We start from the raw sequence: 15150 nt of genomic DNA, 5'->3' as shown, positions 1-15150 counted from the left end.
ATGCGCGTCTACCTCGGTGCCGACCACGCCGGACTCGAATTCAAGAAAACGATCAGCGAGCATTTGAAGAAGAACGGCCACGAGCCGATCGACTGCGGGGCATACAGCTACGACGCAGAAGATGACTACCCGGCCTTCTGTATCGCCACAGCACTGAAGACCGTCGCGGATCCCGACAGCCTCGGCATCGTGCTGGGTGGCTCGGGCAACGGCGAGCAGATCGCCGCGAACAAGGTGCCTGGCGCCCGCTGTGCGTTGGCCTGGAGCGTGGAGACCGCACAGTTGGCCCGCCAGCACAACAATGCGCAGCTGATCGGCATCGGCGGCCGCCTGCACACCACCGAGGAGGCGCTCGCGATCGTCGACGCGTTCCTGTCCACGCCGTGGTCAGAGGCGGAGCGTCATCAGCGCCGCATCGACATCATGGCCGAGTACGAGCGCACGCACATCGCTCCTGCGGTCCCCGGCGCCCCGGCCTGACCCGTGCCTGAGGGGCACACCCTGCACCGGCTGGCCCGGCTGCACCAACGGCGGTTCGGCCGTGCCCCGGTGACGGTCTCCAGCCCCCAGGGCCGGTTCACCGATGGGGCTGCGGCGGTCAACGGCCACACCTTCAAACGCGCCAGCGCGTGGGGCAAGCATCTGTTTCATCACTACGACGGCGGCCGGGTGGTGCACATCCATCTCGGTTTGTACGGCGCGTTCACCGAGGCGCCGGTGCCGCTGGGGTTGCCTGTCGGCCAGGTGCGGATGCGGATACTGGGCACCGAGTACGGCACGGATCTGCGCGGGCCAACGGTGTGTGAGTTGATCGCCGAACCTGAGATCGCCGAGGTCCTTGCCAGGCTCGGCCCCGATCCGTTACGTCGCGACGCCGATCCGGGATTGGCGTGGGCGCGAATCAGCAAGTCGCGCAGGGCCATCGGTGCCCTGCTCATGGACCAGATGGTGATCGCCGGTGTCGGCAACGTCTACCGCAGCGAACTGCTGTTCCGGCATCGGATCGACCCGTACCGGGCGGGCACCCACCTGCAGCAGAGCGATTTCAGTGCGATGTGGGCCGATCTGGTGGAGCTCATGAAGGTAGGGGTGCGACGCGGCAAGATCGTGGTGGTGCGTCCCGAACATGACCACGGTGCCCCGTCATACGGGCCCGGGCGGCCGCGCACCTATGTCTACCGCAGGGCGGGGGACCCGTGCCGGGTCTGCGGGACGACCGTGCGCACCAAGCAGTTGGAGGCGCGCAACCTGTTCTGGTGTCCCAGCTGCCAGGTGTGACGAGGGCAGGCCGTCAGAAGCCGCCGAAATCCCCGAAGTCGCCGCCGAAGTCGAAGCCACCGCCGTCGGATCCGCCACCGTCCCAGCCGCCGGCATCCGTGCCGCCCCAGTCGCCGGCACTGTCACCACCACCACCGCCGTCGACTCCGCCGCCGTCCTGGCCCGCGGCCAGGCCATCGGAGTAGCCGTCACCGTATCCGCTCTCGAAACCCTGTGCGCCGTAGTCGACTCCATGCATTCCGCTGAACATCGCATCGAACAGCAGCACCGAACCCAGGCCCCACGCCCCGGCCACCAGCGCCGGCTTCCACCACGGCTCGGAGTACCACCCCGCGGGTACCGGACGCCCGGCCACCCGTCCGCCGGGGTAGTAATTCGGGGTCCGCTGCGACGGTGACGGTGACGCCTCGATCTCGCGCCCCTCGTAATTGATCCGCCGGTCCTCGGTGACCGCCCCCGCCGAGCGTTGACCGCTGAGCGCTTCCAGTTCGGGGCCGGGATCCATGCCCATCGCGGTCCGGGCGGCGCGCACGTAGTACAGCCCCTCCACGGCGCTGTCCTTGGCCAGCGCGGCCTGTTTGACCGTGGTGGCCTGGTCGATCTGCGAGGACGCTGCGGTGTAGCGCTCCGAGGCGTCGACCAGTGCCTGCTTGGACGCCTCGTCGTTGCCGGTCAGATTCAGCACCTGGCCACCGAGCCGTTCGATGAGGCGACGGGCGTCAGCCTTGGCGTCGGCCAGCGATTCGGCGGCCCGGCGTCCCGACGAGGAGCTGTAGACGGCGAAGCCGACCGCGGCAATGACCAGGATGATGAGCACCAGCACAACGCCGTTCATGACGTTCAGCGTACCGACAGAAAACGGCGATTCCGGGCCACGGCGAAGGTCAGATCACGCCCAGAGCGGAATACACCGCGTCGGACAACGCCACTGCGCGCGGGTCCGCGTTGCACTTGGTCGCGTCGAAGTGGTTCATGACGTAGGAGTAGCCGATCCGGTGCTCCAGGTCGGCGAACGCGAACGAGCCGCCCGAGCCGCCATGGCCGAAGGTGCGCCGGTTGGGCCCCGCCACGCCGCGCTGATTGAGCATGTAGCCCAGACCCCAGCCGTGGTCGGCGACCCGCGGGCCCAGCACCACATCGGTGTCGAATCCGCCCTGGGACACCCGGCACCGCTCCAACTGCTCGCGGCTGAGCAGCTTCTCCTGCGCCAGGGCGTTGTAGAACGTAGCCATGCCCAGCGCGGACACGTGCCCGTTGGTGCTGGGGAATTCTGCTGACCGCCAGGCGTCGATGGCACGCACGCCCAATTCGTCGTCGGGCACGAAGTTCATCGATACGGCCCAGCCGGCCATTGGATGGTCTGTCAGTGTGGTCGGCGGAGCGGTGACCCCGTTGTCGGCCAGCAGGCCCCGCACGGTGGGCTTGTTCACCATTTCCGCGCACCGGTGGTGCTCGGCGGCGGGCAGACCGATATGCACGTCGATGCCCAGCGGCTCGGCGATCTCGGTGCGCAGATACTGCCCCAGGGTGCGACCGGTGACGCGTCGCACCACCTCACCGAGGATGAACCCGAACGTCACCACGTGGTAGCCCTGCAAGCTGCCCGGTGTCCACCACGGCGCCGCGGCCGCGATCTGTGCGCACACCCCGTCCCAGTCGGTCACCTGCCGCCAGTCCATGGGTTCGCGCGGGCCGATCACCCCCGAGCGGTGGCCCAGCACCATTGCGATCGTGATGTCCTGTTTTCCTGCCTGTGCGAACTCCGGCCAATACCGCGCCACAGGGGCGTCCAGGTCGATCTCACCGCGATCGGCCAACAGGTGGATGCACGTGCTCAACAGTCCTTTGGATCCCGAAAACACGCTGGCCAGGGTGTCCTGCCGCCAAGGCCGGGTGCCTGCCGCGTCGGCGTGCCCACCCCACAGATTGACCACCAGGTCGCCCTCGACCCAGACCGCGACTGCGGCGCCCACTTCGCCACGGTGGGCGAAGTTGTCCTCGAAGGCGCCGCGGACACTGTCGAATTCCGGTGCGCATGTGCCTGCGATGCGGCTCATTACGGACATGCGACTCCTGCACGGGTGCGGCGGTATTACGGCAGCGGTGCGCGAAACCTGTCTCGGCGCGCAGCCGTTCCATCTTCAAGATCGGTCGGTGGTCCCCACCTGTTACTCACGGTAAGGGCACCACCACACCGACGCACCATGCCGATACGGATCGCAAGCCATTCGAGACAGGGCCGTGATCGTCGGGCGAGGCCGCTGCGTCCCGGCGATCGGGCGTCGCTTTCGACACCAGGGTCGCCGATCGTGTCAGGTCACGACCCCCAGGTAGAAAGCGGCGAAAAGTTCGGCCAACCGGCTCGACCTGAACCGCCGCCGCTCTATGGGCGCTACAACCTGGTCATCGACTTCTCGAAGCAGACGTTCAACGGCATGCCGACACCGATGAATCCGGTGACGGTTCCCACCGGATTCAGCACCCAATGCGACGTGAACGGTTGCCTCGCACGCATGGACAACACGGACGATCACACGGAACCCAGGTGCCCCCATCGCGTACGAGTACCGATGGAGCAACGACCGTTGGGAGACGAGCGGTGAGTACCCGTACTTCTGTGATCGCAGCAACCCTGACAGTGCGGTGAGGGCCCAGCGCACGGACTACTGGATCCCGAACCCTGATGGCAGCTTCTTCAGGGAGCGCTCCCTCGTCATCGGGGGAGTTGGGTGCCCAGGTGAGGGGCCAGGCACTCATACGGTGCCGATATCACTGACACCCGTCGATCCACCGCTTGGCGGGCCGGCACGGTAGTGGCCTGAAAGACAAAAACCGCCCTGGTAGGGCGGTCTTCGTGGAGCGGGCGACGGGAATCGAACCCGCGTAGCTAGTTTGGAAGACTAGGGCTCTACCATTGAGCTACGCCCGCATGTGCAGCATCAGCACTGTACAGGTGCGCCCGGAATCAAATCCAATTGAATGCTCCGTGTCGTCAGCACGTAGTATCTCGCGTGGTCGTTTCGCAGGTTTCGCCTGCGGGTCGGCCACGGACACGGGGTGTAGCGCAGCTTGGTAGCGCATCCGCTTTGGGAGCGGAAGGCCGCAGGTTCAAATCCTGTCACCCCGACCAGAGCGCGTCACCCGTCCCACCGATTACAGACATTCCAAGGAGTACCCCGTGAAGAGCACCGTCGAGCAGCTGAGCCCCACCCGGGTGCGCATCAATGTGGAGGTGCCCTTCACCGAGCTGGAGCCTGACTTCGACCGTGCGTTCAAGGAGCTGGCCAAGCAGATCCGGCTGCCCGGGTTCCGTCCCGGCAAAGCGCCGCGCAAGCTGCTGGAAGCCCGCATCGGCCGTGGCGCGGTGCTCGAGCAGGTCGTCAACGACGCCCTGCCCAGCCGCTACAGCGAGGCGGTGTCGACCCAGGACGTCAAGCCGCTGGGCCAGCCCGACATCGAGATCACCAAGCTCGAGGACAACGAGGAGCTGGTGTTCACCGCCGAGGTGGACATCCGCCCGGAGATCAACCTGCCCGATCTGGAGTCGCTGAAGATCACGGTCGACCCGATCGAGGTCACCGATGACGAGGTCGACGCCGAACTGCAGTCACTGCGGGCCCGGTTCGGCACCCTGACCGGTGTCGAGCGCGCCGCGGCCGAAGGGGACTTCGTCTCGATCGACCTGTCGGCCACCGTTGACGGCAAGGACGTGCCCGAGGCGGCGACCGAGGGTCTGTCACACGAGGTCGGTTCCGGTCAGCTGATCGAGGGTCTCGACGACGCGATCACCGGACTGAAGGCCGGGGAGAGCAAGGTCTTCACCACCAAGCTGGCCGCCGGTGAGTACGCCGGCCAGGACGCCGAGGTCACCGTGACCGTCAAGTCGGTCAAAGAGCGTGAGCTGCCTGAGCCGGACGACGACTTCGCCCAGCTGGCAAGCGAATTCGATACGTTCGATGAGCTCAAGGAGAGTCTCATCGGCCAGGTGCGCCAGGCGAAGGGTGTGCAGCAGGCCGAGCAGATCCGGGACAAGGCCATCGAGGAACTGCTGGAGCAGACCGAGGTTCCGCTGCCGGAGAAGATCGTGCAGGCCCAGGTCGACGACACTCTGCACAACGCGATCCACGGCCTCGACCATGATGAAGAGCGCTTCGCCGAGTCGCTGACCGAGCAGGGCAGCAGCCGCGAAGAGTTCGACGCGGACAACCTCTCGAACGCCGAGAAGGCCGTCAAGACTCAGCTGCTGATGGACGCGGTTGCCGACAAGCTCGACATCCAGGTGGGGCAGAACGAGCTCACCGAGCGGCTGGTGCTGATGTCGCGCCAGTACGGCATGGAGCCTCAGCAGCTGATCCAGATCCTGCAGCAGAACAACCAGCTGCCGGCCATGTTCGCCGATGTGCGCCGCGGTCTGACCGTCGCCGCGGTGGTGCAGGCCGCCACCGTCACCGATTCCGACGGCAATGTGATCGACACCACGGAGTTCTTCGGGCCGTCGGGTGAGGCGGAAGCTGAAGCTGATGACGAAGCCCCAGAAGCCGACGCTGAAGCTGAAGCCCCCGAAGCCGACGACACCGCCAAGTGACGCTGTGAGCGAACGCGCGCCTTTACGGGAGTGCGGGGCAGCTCAGTTTGGTTAGTGTCGTCAGTACCAAGACGTAAGAGAAAGCAGGTATTCAGTCGTGACTGACATGCGTGGCGCCGGGCAGGGGCTCAACCTTGTCGACTCGGTGTACGAGCGGCTGCTCTCCGAGCGGATCATCTTCCTGGGTTCCCAAGTTGACGACGACATCGCGAACAAACTGTGCGCGCAGATTCTGCTGTTGTCCGCGGAGGATCCCACCAAGGACATTCACCTTTACATCAACTCTCCCGGCGGCTCGATCAGCGCCGGCATGGCGGTCTACGACACCATGGTGTTGGCACCGTGCGATATCGCCACCTACGCCATGGGTATGGCCGCCTCGATGGGTGAGTTCCTGCTCGCCGCGGGCACCAAGGGCAAGCGCTTCGCCCTGCCGCACGCGCGGATCCTGATGCACCAGCCGCTGGGTGGTGTGACGGGTAGCGCGGCCGATATCGCCATCCAGGCCGAGCAGTTCGCCGTCATCAAGAAAGAGATGTTCCGGCTCAACGCCGAATTCACCGGGCAGACCGTCGAGCGCATCGAGGCCGACTCCGACCGCGACCGCTGGTTCACCGCTCAGGAAGCCCTGGAGTACGGGTTCGTTGATCACATCATCACCAGCGCCTCTGTCAACGGCGAAGGACCAGGAGCAGGACTAGACAAATGACCGATCACACGGACCCCCGTCTACAACCGCAGGCCCGCTACATCCTGCCGTCGTTCATCGAGCACTCCAGCTTCGGTGTCAAGGAATCCAACCCGTACAACAAGCTGTTCGAGGAACGCATCATCTTCCTCGGTGTGCAGGTGGACGACGCTTCGGCGAACGACATCATGGCTCAGTTGCTGGTGCTCGAGTCGCTCGATCCCGACCGCGACATCACCATGTACATCAACTCGCCCGGTGGCTCGTTCACCTCGCTGATGGCGATCTACGACACCATGCAGTACGTCCGGGCTGACATTCAGACGGTCTGCCTGGGCCAGGCGGCGTCGGCGGCCGCGGTGCTGCTCGCCGCCGGAACGCCCGGAAAGCGCATGGCATTGCCGAATGCCCGTGTGCTCATCCACCAGCCTGCGCTGGGCGGCGTCATCCAGGGGCAGTTCTCCGACCTGGAGATCCAGGCTGCCGAGATCGAGCGGATGCGCACCCTGATGGAGACCACCCTGGCCCGCCACACCGGCAAGGATCCGGAGGTAATCCGTAAGGACACCGACCGCGACAAGATCCTGACCGCCGAGGCGGCCAAGGAGTACGGGATCATCGACACGGTCCTCGAATACCGCAAACTTTCTGCGCAAACCGCCTGACAGGATGCGGTATCGGCAGGCGTCGGGTGTGCGACACGCCAAAGACTTGGTTGGCCGTACACACGGCGGCGGGCCGGGTCAGGCGATATGTTGTCGCGAACACAGTTAAATACCACCGACGCGATTCGGCTTTATCGGTCGCCTCGCGCCGGAGCAAGCGGGTAGCGTCGGGATCACACCCGGGGTACCACCCGATCACACCGACTGCGAACAGGGAGTAGGGCCTCACCACCATGGCGCGCATAGGAGACGGCGGTGACCTGCTGAAGTGCTCGTTCTGCGGCAAGAGCCAAAAGCAGGTTAAAAAGCTCATTGCCGGTCCTGGCGTGTACATCTGCGATGAGTGCATCGACCTCTGCAACGAGATCATCGAGGAGGAGCTCGCCGACGCTGACGATGTCAAACTCGACGAGCTGCCCAAGCCCGCCGAGATCCGCGATTTCCTCGAGGGTTACGTCATCGGCCAGGACACCGCGAAGCGGACCCTGGCGGTGGCGGTGTACAACCACTACAAGCGAATTCAGGCGCAGGAGAAGTCCCGTGATTCGCGTGCCGAGCCGGTCGAGCTGACCAAGTCGAACATCCTCATGCTGGGCCCCACCGGCTGCGGTAAGACCTATCTGGCGCAGACGTTGGCGAAGATGCTCAACGTGCCGTTCGCCATCGCCGACGCCACCGCGCTGACCGAGGCGGGCTATGTGGGTGAGGATGTCGAGAACATCCTGCTGAAGCTGATCCAGGCCGCTGACTACGACGTGAAGCGCGCCGAGACCGGCATCATCTACATCGATGAGGTCGACAAGATCGCCCGTAAGAGTGAGAACCCGTCGATCACCCGCGATGTCTCCGGTGAGGGTGTGCAGCAGGCGCTGCTGAAGATCCTCGAAGGCACCCAGGCTTCGGTGCCGCCGCAGGGTGGGCGCAAGCATCCCCACCAGGAGTTCATCCAGATCGACACCACCAACGTGCTGTTCATCGTCGCCGGCGCCTTCGCCGGTCTGGAGCGGATTGTCTCCGACCGGATTGGCAAGCGCGGCTTGGGATTCGGTGCCGAGGTGCGCTCCAAGGCGGAGATCGACACGCAGGACCACTTCGCCGAGGTGATGCCGGAGGACCTGATCAAGTTCGGTCTGATCCCCGAATTCATCGGCCGGTTGCCGGTGGTGGCCTCGGTGACCAACTTGGACAAGGATTCACTGGTCAAGATCTTGTCGGAGCCCAAGAACGCTCTGGTCAAGCAGTACGTGCGGCTGTTCGACATGGATAACGTCGAGTTGGAGTTCACCGAGGACGCCCTGGACGCCATCGCCGACCAGGCCATCCACCGTGGCACCGGCGCACGCGGGCTGCGCGCGATCATGGAAGAAGTGCTGCTGCCGGTGATGTACGACATCCCCAGCCGCGACGACGTCGCCAAAGTCGTCGTGACGAAGGAGACCGTGCAGGACAACGTGCTGCCGACGATCGTGCCGCGCAAGCCGTCCCGTTCCGAGCGCCGCGACAAGAGCGCGTAGCTCTCTGCGAGCGCACTGCTCAGCTTGAGAAGCTGGCCGTGATCCCGGCCAGCACGACCGCGAGGCCTGCCTCGAACGACGCGTCCGCGTCAGGATTGAACATCACGCGACGTACCTGCGTGGCAAGCGGAAAATCTTGGCTGTTGATCGATTCGGCGTTGGCGTACGGATTGTTCTCGTAGTCGACACCACTTCGGGCCTGTTCCTCGATCGCGCTACCGGTGACGTAGTGCAACACCGTCAGAAGCGCGACGGCAGCGGCGTCGGGGCGCACGCCTGCGGCCTGTAGTTCCGTCAGCACCAACTCGGTGCTGGGCCGGGCGGACGGCGTCGCCGAGCCGACGAACACGCGGGCGCCATCGCGGTACTGCAACATCGCCGATCGCAGCGCCCGTGCGACCTCGCCGAGCCAGTCGGGGACGGATTCGCCGGCGCGGCGGGGACGCAGCATGTGGTGGGCCTCGACGGCGATGACGTCGGCCATCTCGTCGAGCAGTTCCCGTTTGTTCTTCACATGCCAGTACAGCGTGGGGGCCTGCACGTCGAGCGCGGTGGCCAGCGTCCGCATCGACAAGCCGTCAAGTCCATGTTCGGCGAGGAGTCCCAGCCCGGTGCGGGCGATGACCTCGCGGTTAAGTTTGGGCGCCACCACTGCACTCTAACAGTGTTAGAGTGGTCTCTAACACTGTTAGAGAGGATTGACGATGTCAGATGTGATCGTGGTCGGCGCAGGGCCGACGGGACTGATGCTGGCCGCCGAGCTCGTCAGAGCCGGCGTCGATGTCGAACTCTTCGACCGTGCCAAGCAGCGTTCAGAGGCCTCGCGTGCCGCCGGAATGAATGCCCGCACCATGGAGGTCCTGGACCAACGGGGCATGCTCCACGCGTTCGAGGCGGTGGGCCGGCCCATGGCTGCCGGGCATTTCTCGGGAATTGCCCTCGATACCGGGAGTCTCCCGACGCGGCGGCCCTACACGCTGGGCATCATGCAGGCCGACACCGAACGCGTGCTCGAACAGTTCGCGGTGCCTGTTCAGTGGGATTCCGAGGCGACCGCCGTCGAGCAGGACGACACCGGTGTATGGGTGACGATCGTTGGTGCCGAAGGGGTTACCCGTCGGCGCGCCCGTTACGTGGTGGGGTGCGACGGCGGGCGCAGCGCGGTGCGCCGCCTGGCGGGCATCCCGTTCGACGGGACGCCCGCCAGGCGCATCACGCTGCTCGGCGATGTGGAGGTCGACAGCCCACCGGCCGAACGCACCTTCTTGTCGCGACATGACGCAGGCATCGTGACGTTCCTGCCGTTCGGCGAATTGTCCGGCGGTGGCTGGAAGCGGGTGATGGTCACCGAATATGGTGCGTCGCTCGATGATTCGAATCCGGTGACGCTCGACGGGATGCGGGGTGCGCTACGGCGCGTCGCCGGCACGGACTTCGGTATCCACTCAGCGCGATGGCTGTCGCGATTCGCCGATGCCAGCCGGCAGGCCGGCCGATACCACTCCGGACGGATCTTCCTCGCCGGCGACGCCGCACACATCCATCCGCCGCTGGGCGGGCAGGGCATGAATATGGGCATGCAGGACGCGGTCAACCTCGGTTGGAAGCTGGCGGCGGTACTGCGCGGTGCGGATGACGGTCTGCTGGACAGCTATCACGAGGAACGGCATCCCGTTGCCGCGCGGGTGATGATCAACACCCGCGCGCAGACCGGCCTCCTCGACGGCGGCGCCGACGTCACTGCCATGCGGCAGACCTTAGAGGAGATACTGCGCGTCGACGCGGCCAACGAACGACTGAGCGCGGAGATCTCGGGTCTCGACACCTGCTACGGAACCGGTGGGCATCCGCTGGTGGGCCGTCGAATACCGGATGGCGACATCGTGATCGGTACCCGGCCGAGCCGGATCTACGAGCTGCTGCATCCGGCGCGGCCGGTGCTGCTCGACCTTGGCGCCGGGATCGAGACGGCCCTCGATGAGCAGATCCTGGTCGTGCGAGCCGACTGTCCGGTCCGCCGGTGGCGGCTGCCGGTGGTTGGTTGGGTGACTGTTCCCGCCGCGCTGCTCATCCGCCCCGACGGTCACGTGGCCTGGGTGTCGACCGACGGATCCGAGGACGGACTGCGGCGGTCGGCCGAACAGATCGGCGTGCCGTCAGCGCTGGATCCGGTCGGGCCGGGTGTAGACGTTCATCGACTCGCCGCGCAGGAAAGCCACCAAGGTCAGGCCTGACTGGCCGGCCAGGTCCACCGCCAGTGACGACGGCGCGGACACGGCGGCCAGCACCGGTATCCCTGCCATCACTGCCTTCTGGGTGAGTTCGAAGGAGGCCCGGCCGCTGACCAGCAGCACAGTTCCGGTCAACGGGACCCGATTCTGTTCCAGTGCCCAGCCGATCACCTTGTCGACCGCGTTGTGCCTGCCGATGTCTTCACGCGCCGCCAGCATGGTGCCGTCGGCGCTGAACAGTGCGGCTCCGTGCAGGCCACCGGTGCTGGCAAAAACCTTCTGTGCGTTGCGAAGTTGCGCGGGCATCGAGGCCAGGGTGTCGGAGGATACGGTCGCTGGATCATCACCGGGGCAGTGGCGGCTGATCAGGCGCACCGCTTCCAGTGATGCCTTGCCGCACACGCCACACGATGATGTGGTGTAAAAGTTGCGGGTGACATCGACGGCGGGCGGCGGCACCCCCTCGGCAAGGGACACGTCGAGCACGTTGTAGGTGTTCATGCCGTCCTCGCCGGCACCGCGACAGTACTGAACGCGTGCGACGTCGTCGCGCTGGGAGATGACACCCTCGGTCAGCAGGAATCCCTGCGCCAGTTCCACATCCGATCCGGGGGTGCGCATGGTGACAGTCAGCGCACTGCCATTGACACGGATCTCCAGTGGTTCCTCGACGACCAGCGTCTCCGGTCGCGTCACGGTGTGATCCGCGGTCAGATGGTGTGCAGGCCGGCGTGCGGTCACCCTGCCCATCAGATTTTCTCCAGCCGGATCACCACCGCCTTGGACACCGGCGTGTTCGACTTCTTGGCGGTGTGGTCCAACGGCACCAGAGCATTGGTCTCGGGATAATAGGCGGCGGCGTTACCCATCGGCGTCGAATAGGGCACCACCAGAAAATCTTTCGCGCGCCGTTCCTGGCCTTCGAACTCCGACACCAGGTCGACGCGGTCACCCTCGGCCAATTCGAACGCGGCCAGATCCGCGGGATTGACGAACACCACCCGCCGGCCACCCTTCACACCGCGGTAACGGTCGTCGAGTCCGTAGATGGTGGTGTTGTACTGATCGTGGCTGCGCAGGGTCTGCAAAACCAATCGACCAGGAGGCACTGGCACCCACTCCAAGGGATACGCCGCGAAGTTGGCTTTGCCTGTGGTGGTATGGAATTCGCGAGCATCGCGCGGCGGGTGGGGCAGTTGGAAGCCGTCGGGTTGCCGGACGCGGCGGTTGTAGTCGGCGCAACCGGGAACCACGTCGGCGATCGCATCGCGGATGCGGTCATAGTCGGCGTTGAACTGCTCCCACGGCACCGGATGGTCCGGGCCGAGAAGCGTGCGGGCCAGCTGGCAGACGATGGCGACCTCGCTGCGCAGATGTTCGCTGGGCGGGGTCAGGCTGCCGCGTGACAGGTGCACCATCGACATCGAATCCTCTACGGAAACCAGTTGTTTCCCACTGGCCTGGAAGTCCTTATCGGTGCGGCCCAGGGTCGGCAGGATCAGTGCGGTACGTCCGTGCACCACGTGGCTGCGGTTGAGTTTCGTCGAGATCTGTACCGTCAGAGCGCAACTGCGCAGAGCCGCTTCGGTGACCTCGGTGTCCGGGGTGGCGGAGACAAAATTGCCGCCCATGCTGATGAACACCTTGGCCCGCCCGTCGCGCATGGCGCGGATCGCGTCGACCGTGTCATGGCCGTGTTTCCGGGGGGTGGTGATGCCGAACCGCCTGTCCAGCGCGACATGGAAGGCCTCCGGCATCTTCTCCCAGATGCCCATGGTGCGGTCACCCTGCACATTCGAGTGCCCACGCACCGGACACACACCCGCACCGGGCTTTCCGATCATGCCGCGCATCAGCAGCAGGTTGGTGGCCTCGCCGATGGTGGCGACGGCGTGACGATGCTGGGTCAGGCCCATGGCCCAGCACACCACCGTGCGCTGTGAGGCGATCAGCATGTCGGCGACGCGCTTCAACTGGCCCGCATCTACGCCGCTGGCCTCGGTCACGGTGTCCAGGTCGACCCCGCGGGTCCGGGATGCGTACTCGTCGAATCCGGCGCAGTGCTCACCGATGAACGCGCGGTCGAGCACTGTGCCAGGAGCGGCGTCCTCCGCCTCCAGCAGCAGCCGTCCCAAACCCGCGAACAAGGCCATGTCACCGCCGATGCGGATTTGCACGAATTCGTCGGCGATGGGGACGCCGTCGCCCACCACGCCGTGCACCTTCTGCGGATCCTTGAACCGGATGAGACCTGCCTCGGGCAGCGGGTTGATCGCAATGATTTTGGCGCCCTTGGCCTTCGCCTTCTCCAGCACCGACAGCATGCGGGGATGGTTGGTGCCCGGGTTCTGCCCGGCAATGAGGATGAGGTCGGCTTCGGTCACGTCCTCGACGGTGACCGAACCCTTCCCGATACCGATGGCGTCGGTCAGCGCGGTGCCCGAGGACTCATGGCACATGTTCGAACAGTCCGGCAGGTTGTTGGTGCCGTAACTGCGGACGAGCAGCTGGTAGAGGAACGCAGCCTCGTTGCTGGTGCGTCCCGAGGTGTAGAACAGTGCCTCGTCGGGGGAGTCCAGGGCTTTGAGCTCGTCGGCGATGAGCCGGTAGGCGTCGTCCCAGGAGATCGGGCGGTAGTGGCTGTCCCCGTCTCTGCACACCATCGGCTCTGTGAGCCGGCCCTGCTGCGACAGCCAGTACTCGGGCTGCGCGTCAAGGTCAGCCACGCTGTGCCTGGCGAAGAACTCGGGGGTGACGCGGCGTTTCGTTGCTTCCTCGGCGACGGCTTTGGCGCCGTTCTCGCAGAACTCTGCCAGCTTGCGGCCACCGTGTTCTTCCGGCCAGGCGCAGCCGGGGCAGTCGAAACCGTGCCGTTGATTGAGCCGGGTCAGGGTGGCCGCGGTGCGCAGCGGCCCCATCTGCTCGAGCCCGCGCTGCATCGACACCATGACGGCCTTGACACCTGCAGCCTCATGTTCGGCGCCGGAGATGATGACGTCATGGTCGTCGTAACTGGCGTCAACATCTTTGGCCCTCGTCATGATTCCAATCTAGTCGCCCAGATCCTCGGGACGCGCCGGTTGGCGGGCGTCCGCATTCGATATTTCACATGCAGTGATAGATGCTGACTATCGAGCGTCGACGAATATGGGGAGTCATGGCGAGTGACGTGCTACTGCAGCAGCTCGACTATCTGCTGGCCCTCTCGACCGAGCGCCACTTCGGGCGGGCGGCGGCGCGTTGTCATGTGAGTCAGCCGACGCTGTCAGTGGCGATCCGCCGGCTGGAGCACGAGTTGGGCATCGTCATCGTCCAGCGGGGGCAACGCTTCGAGGGCTTCACCGAAGAGGGTCATCGGGTTGTGGCGTGGGCCCAGCGGATCGTCGCGGAACGCGATGACATGCTCGCCGACATCGACCGTATGCGGGGACGGCTGACGGTCACGGCCCGGATCGGTGCGATACCGACCGCAGTACCCGCGGGCCCGTTCATCACCACCGAGTTTCTTCGGCGCAATCCGGCGGCGTCGATGCGTATCGAGGCCTTGTCGTCACGCGAGATCGCGCGGCGGTTGGCCGATTTCGAGATCGACGCCGGACTCACCTACCTCGATGACGAAACCCCGCCCGGGACCAGGTCGGTGCCGTTGTACCGGGAGCAGTACGTCCTCGTGGCACCGGCGGACCATGCACTGATGCGGGAACCGGAGGTCACCTGGTCCGATGCCGCCGATCTCGAGCTCTGTGTGCTGACGACCACGATGCGCAACCGGCGCATCATCGACGCCAATATGGCCGCCGAAGGGGTGCGCTACCGCCCGGTGGTGGAAGCTGACTCGGTCGATGCGCTGTATGCGCACCTGACGAACTCGCCGCGGGCCACCATCGCCTCCACGGCATGGTTGCCACAGCTCGGTGTACCGCCGGGTTTCGCTGCCCGGCCAATGGTGCAGCATGGTCCGCGTCCGTCGATCGGGCTGGTGGTGCTCGACCGTGCGCCTGCGTCGATCGTTGCGGCGGCGCTCGTTGAGGTGGCTACCGGGTTGGATCTGGGTAGCGTCATCGACAGCTGGTGGGATGCGGCGTCGGGGGCAAGCCCCGGGCTTGCGTAGGTCTCAGGGTCCGCGTATTCCTTTGCCGCCGTGGGCATAATCGTTGCCGATGCTCTGCCAGGGGTCGGGGTACTCGTC

The 15150-nt window shown here is 65.5% G+C and carries 15 protein-coding genes and 2 tRNA genes; 11 read left to right on the top strand and 6 right to left on the bottom strand.

Going from position 1 to position 15150, the window contains the following annotated elements; genetic code table 11:
- Both M1247_RS22535 and M1247_RS22530 read left to right on the top strand, forming a co-directional pair.
- Complete coding sequence (locus M1247_RS22535) at positions 1 to 480, top strand: ribose-5-phosphate isomerase (RefSeq protein WP_317158620.1); 480 nt, start codon at positions 1 to 3, stop codon at positions 478 to 480.
- A gap of 3 nt (positions 481 to 483) precedes the next feature.
- Positions 484 to 1278 (top strand): Fpg/Nei family DNA glycosylase, encoded by a 795-nt coding sequence (locus tag M1247_RS22530; RefSeq protein ID WP_317158619.1) that lies wholly within the window; start codon positions 484 to 486, stop codon positions 1276 to 1278.
- A gap of 13 nt (positions 1279 to 1291) precedes the next feature.
- On the opposite strand, the gene M1247_RS22525 is transcribed toward M1247_RS22530, so the two are convergent.
- Both M1247_RS22525 and M1247_RS22520 read right to left on the bottom strand, forming a co-directional pair.
- On the bottom strand, positions 1292 to 2113 hold the full coding sequence (locus tag M1247_RS22525) for a DUF1542 domain-containing protein (RefSeq protein ID WP_317158618.1): 822 nt from the start codon (positions 2111 to 2113) through the stop codon (positions 1292 to 1294).
- A 49-nt stretch (positions 2114 to 2162) separates the two neighbouring features.
- Positions 2163 to 3344 carry a serine hydrolase domain-containing protein gene (locus tag M1247_RS22520; protein ID WP_317158617.1) on the bottom strand — a complete coding sequence of 394 codons (1182 nt, stop codon included), beginning with the start codon at positions 3342 to 3344 and terminating at the stop codon, positions 2163 to 2165.
- Between the two features lie 138 nt (positions 3345 to 3482).
- Between M1247_RS22520 and M1247_RS36540 the strand changes: the two genes are divergently transcribed.
- Both M1247_RS36540 and M1247_RS36535 read left to right on the top strand, forming a co-directional pair.
- The gene (locus M1247_RS36540; RefSeq protein ID WP_458695247.1) at positions 3483 to 3881 is read left to right on the top strand and encodes an Rv2253/PknI dimerization domain-containing protein; all 399 of its coding nucleotides are present in this window, start codon (positions 3483 to 3485) and stop codon (positions 3879 to 3881) included.
- Positions 3808 to 4092 (top strand): MBOE_33420 family protein, encoded by a 285-nt coding sequence (locus M1247_RS36535; RefSeq protein WP_458695249.1) that lies wholly within the window; start codon positions 3808 to 3810, stop codon positions 4090 to 4092. The genes M1247_RS36540 and M1247_RS36535 overlap by 74 nt, the downstream gene beginning before the upstream one ends.
- Positions 4093 to 4133: 41 nt before the next feature.
- On the opposite strand, the gene M1247_RS22510 is transcribed toward M1247_RS36535, so the two are convergent.
- Positions 4134 to 4207 (bottom strand) — tRNA-Gly (locus M1247_RS22510).
- A gap of 124 nt (positions 4208 to 4331) precedes the next feature.
- Here M1247_RS22510 and M1247_RS22505 point away from each other — a divergent pair.
- The 5 genes from M1247_RS22505 (at position 4332) to clpX (ending at position 8730) form a co-directional block, all read left to right on the top strand.
- A tRNA-Pro gene (locus M1247_RS22505) sits at positions 4332 to 4408 on the top strand.
- 48 nt (positions 4409 to 4456) lie between these two features.
- On the top strand, positions 4457 to 5863 hold the full coding sequence (gene tig, locus M1247_RS22500; protein WP_317158615.1) for a trigger factor: 1407 nt from the start codon (positions 4457 to 4459) through the stop codon (positions 5861 to 5863).
- A gap of 106 nt (positions 5864 to 5969) precedes the next feature.
- Positions 5970 to 6572 carry an ATP-dependent Clp protease proteolytic subunit gene (locus M1247_RS22495; RefSeq protein ID WP_317158855.1) on the top strand — a complete coding sequence of 201 codons (603 nt, stop codon included), beginning with the start codon at positions 5970 to 5972 and terminating at the stop codon, positions 6570 to 6572.
- Complete coding sequence (gene clpP2 / locus M1247_RS22490) at positions 6569 to 7216, top strand: ATP-dependent CLP protease proteolytic subunit ClpP2 (RefSeq protein ID WP_317158614.1); 648 nt, start codon at positions 6569 to 6571, stop codon at positions 7214 to 7216. The genes M1247_RS22495 and clpP2 overlap by 4 nt, the downstream gene beginning before the upstream one ends.
- A 233-nt stretch (positions 7217 to 7449) precedes the next feature.
- The gene (gene clpX / locus M1247_RS22485; RefSeq protein WP_317158613.1) at positions 7450 to 8730 is read left to right on the top strand and encodes an ATP-dependent Clp protease ATP-binding subunit ClpX; all 1281 of its coding nucleotides are present in this window, start codon (positions 7450 to 7452) and stop codon (positions 8728 to 8730) included.
- A gap of 19 nt (positions 8731 to 8749) precedes the next feature.
- On the opposite strand, the gene M1247_RS22480 is transcribed toward clpX, so the two are convergent.
- The gene (locus M1247_RS22480; RefSeq protein WP_317158612.1) at positions 8750 to 9379 is read right to left on the bottom strand and encodes a TetR/AcrR family transcriptional regulator C-terminal domain-containing protein; all 630 of its coding nucleotides are present in this window, start codon (positions 9377 to 9379) and stop codon (positions 8750 to 8752) included.
- 55 nt (positions 9380 to 9434) lie between these two features.
- Here M1247_RS22480 and M1247_RS22475 point away from each other — a divergent pair, with 55 nt between their 5' ends.
- Complete coding sequence (locus tag M1247_RS22475) at positions 9435 to 10964, top strand: FAD-dependent monooxygenase (RefSeq protein ID WP_317158611.1); 1530 nt, start codon at positions 9435 to 9437, stop codon at positions 10962 to 10964.
- Here the strand turns inward: M1247_RS22475 and fdhD are convergent.
- Both fdhD and M1247_RS22465 read right to left on the bottom strand, forming a co-directional pair.
- The gene (gene fdhD / locus M1247_RS22470) at positions 10887 to 11711 is read right to left on the bottom strand and encodes a formate dehydrogenase accessory sulfurtransferase FdhD (protein WP_317158610.1); all 825 of its coding nucleotides are present in this window, start codon (positions 11709 to 11711) and stop codon (positions 10887 to 10889) included. The two genes, M1247_RS22475 and fdhD, sit on opposite strands and share 78 nt — an antisense overlap.
- Entirely contained in the window at positions 11711 to 14002 is a 2292-nt protein-coding gene (locus M1247_RS22465) for an FdhF/YdeP family oxidoreductase (RefSeq protein ID WP_317158609.1), read from the bottom strand. The genes fdhD and M1247_RS22465 overlap by 1 nt, the downstream gene beginning before the upstream one ends.
- Before the next feature lie 116 nt (positions 14003 to 14118).
- On the opposite strand from M1247_RS22465, the gene M1247_RS22460 reads away from it, so the two are divergent.
- Positions 14119 to 15072: a LysR family transcriptional regulator gene (locus M1247_RS22460; protein WP_317158608.1), complete on the top strand. Its 954-nt coding sequence runs from the start codon at positions 14119 to 14121 to the stop codon at positions 15070 to 15072.
- Positions 15073 to 15150 lie beyond the last annotated feature (78 nt).

The sequence above is a fragment of the Mycobacterium appelbergii genome (genome assembly GCF_032883035.1).
GTDB lineage: Bacteria > Actinomycetota > Actinomycetes > Mycobacteriales > Mycobacteriaceae > Mycobacterium > Mycobacterium appelbergii.
Note: the sequence above shows the minus strand (reverse complement) of the source record. Positions and strands in the feature narration are given on the sequence as shown.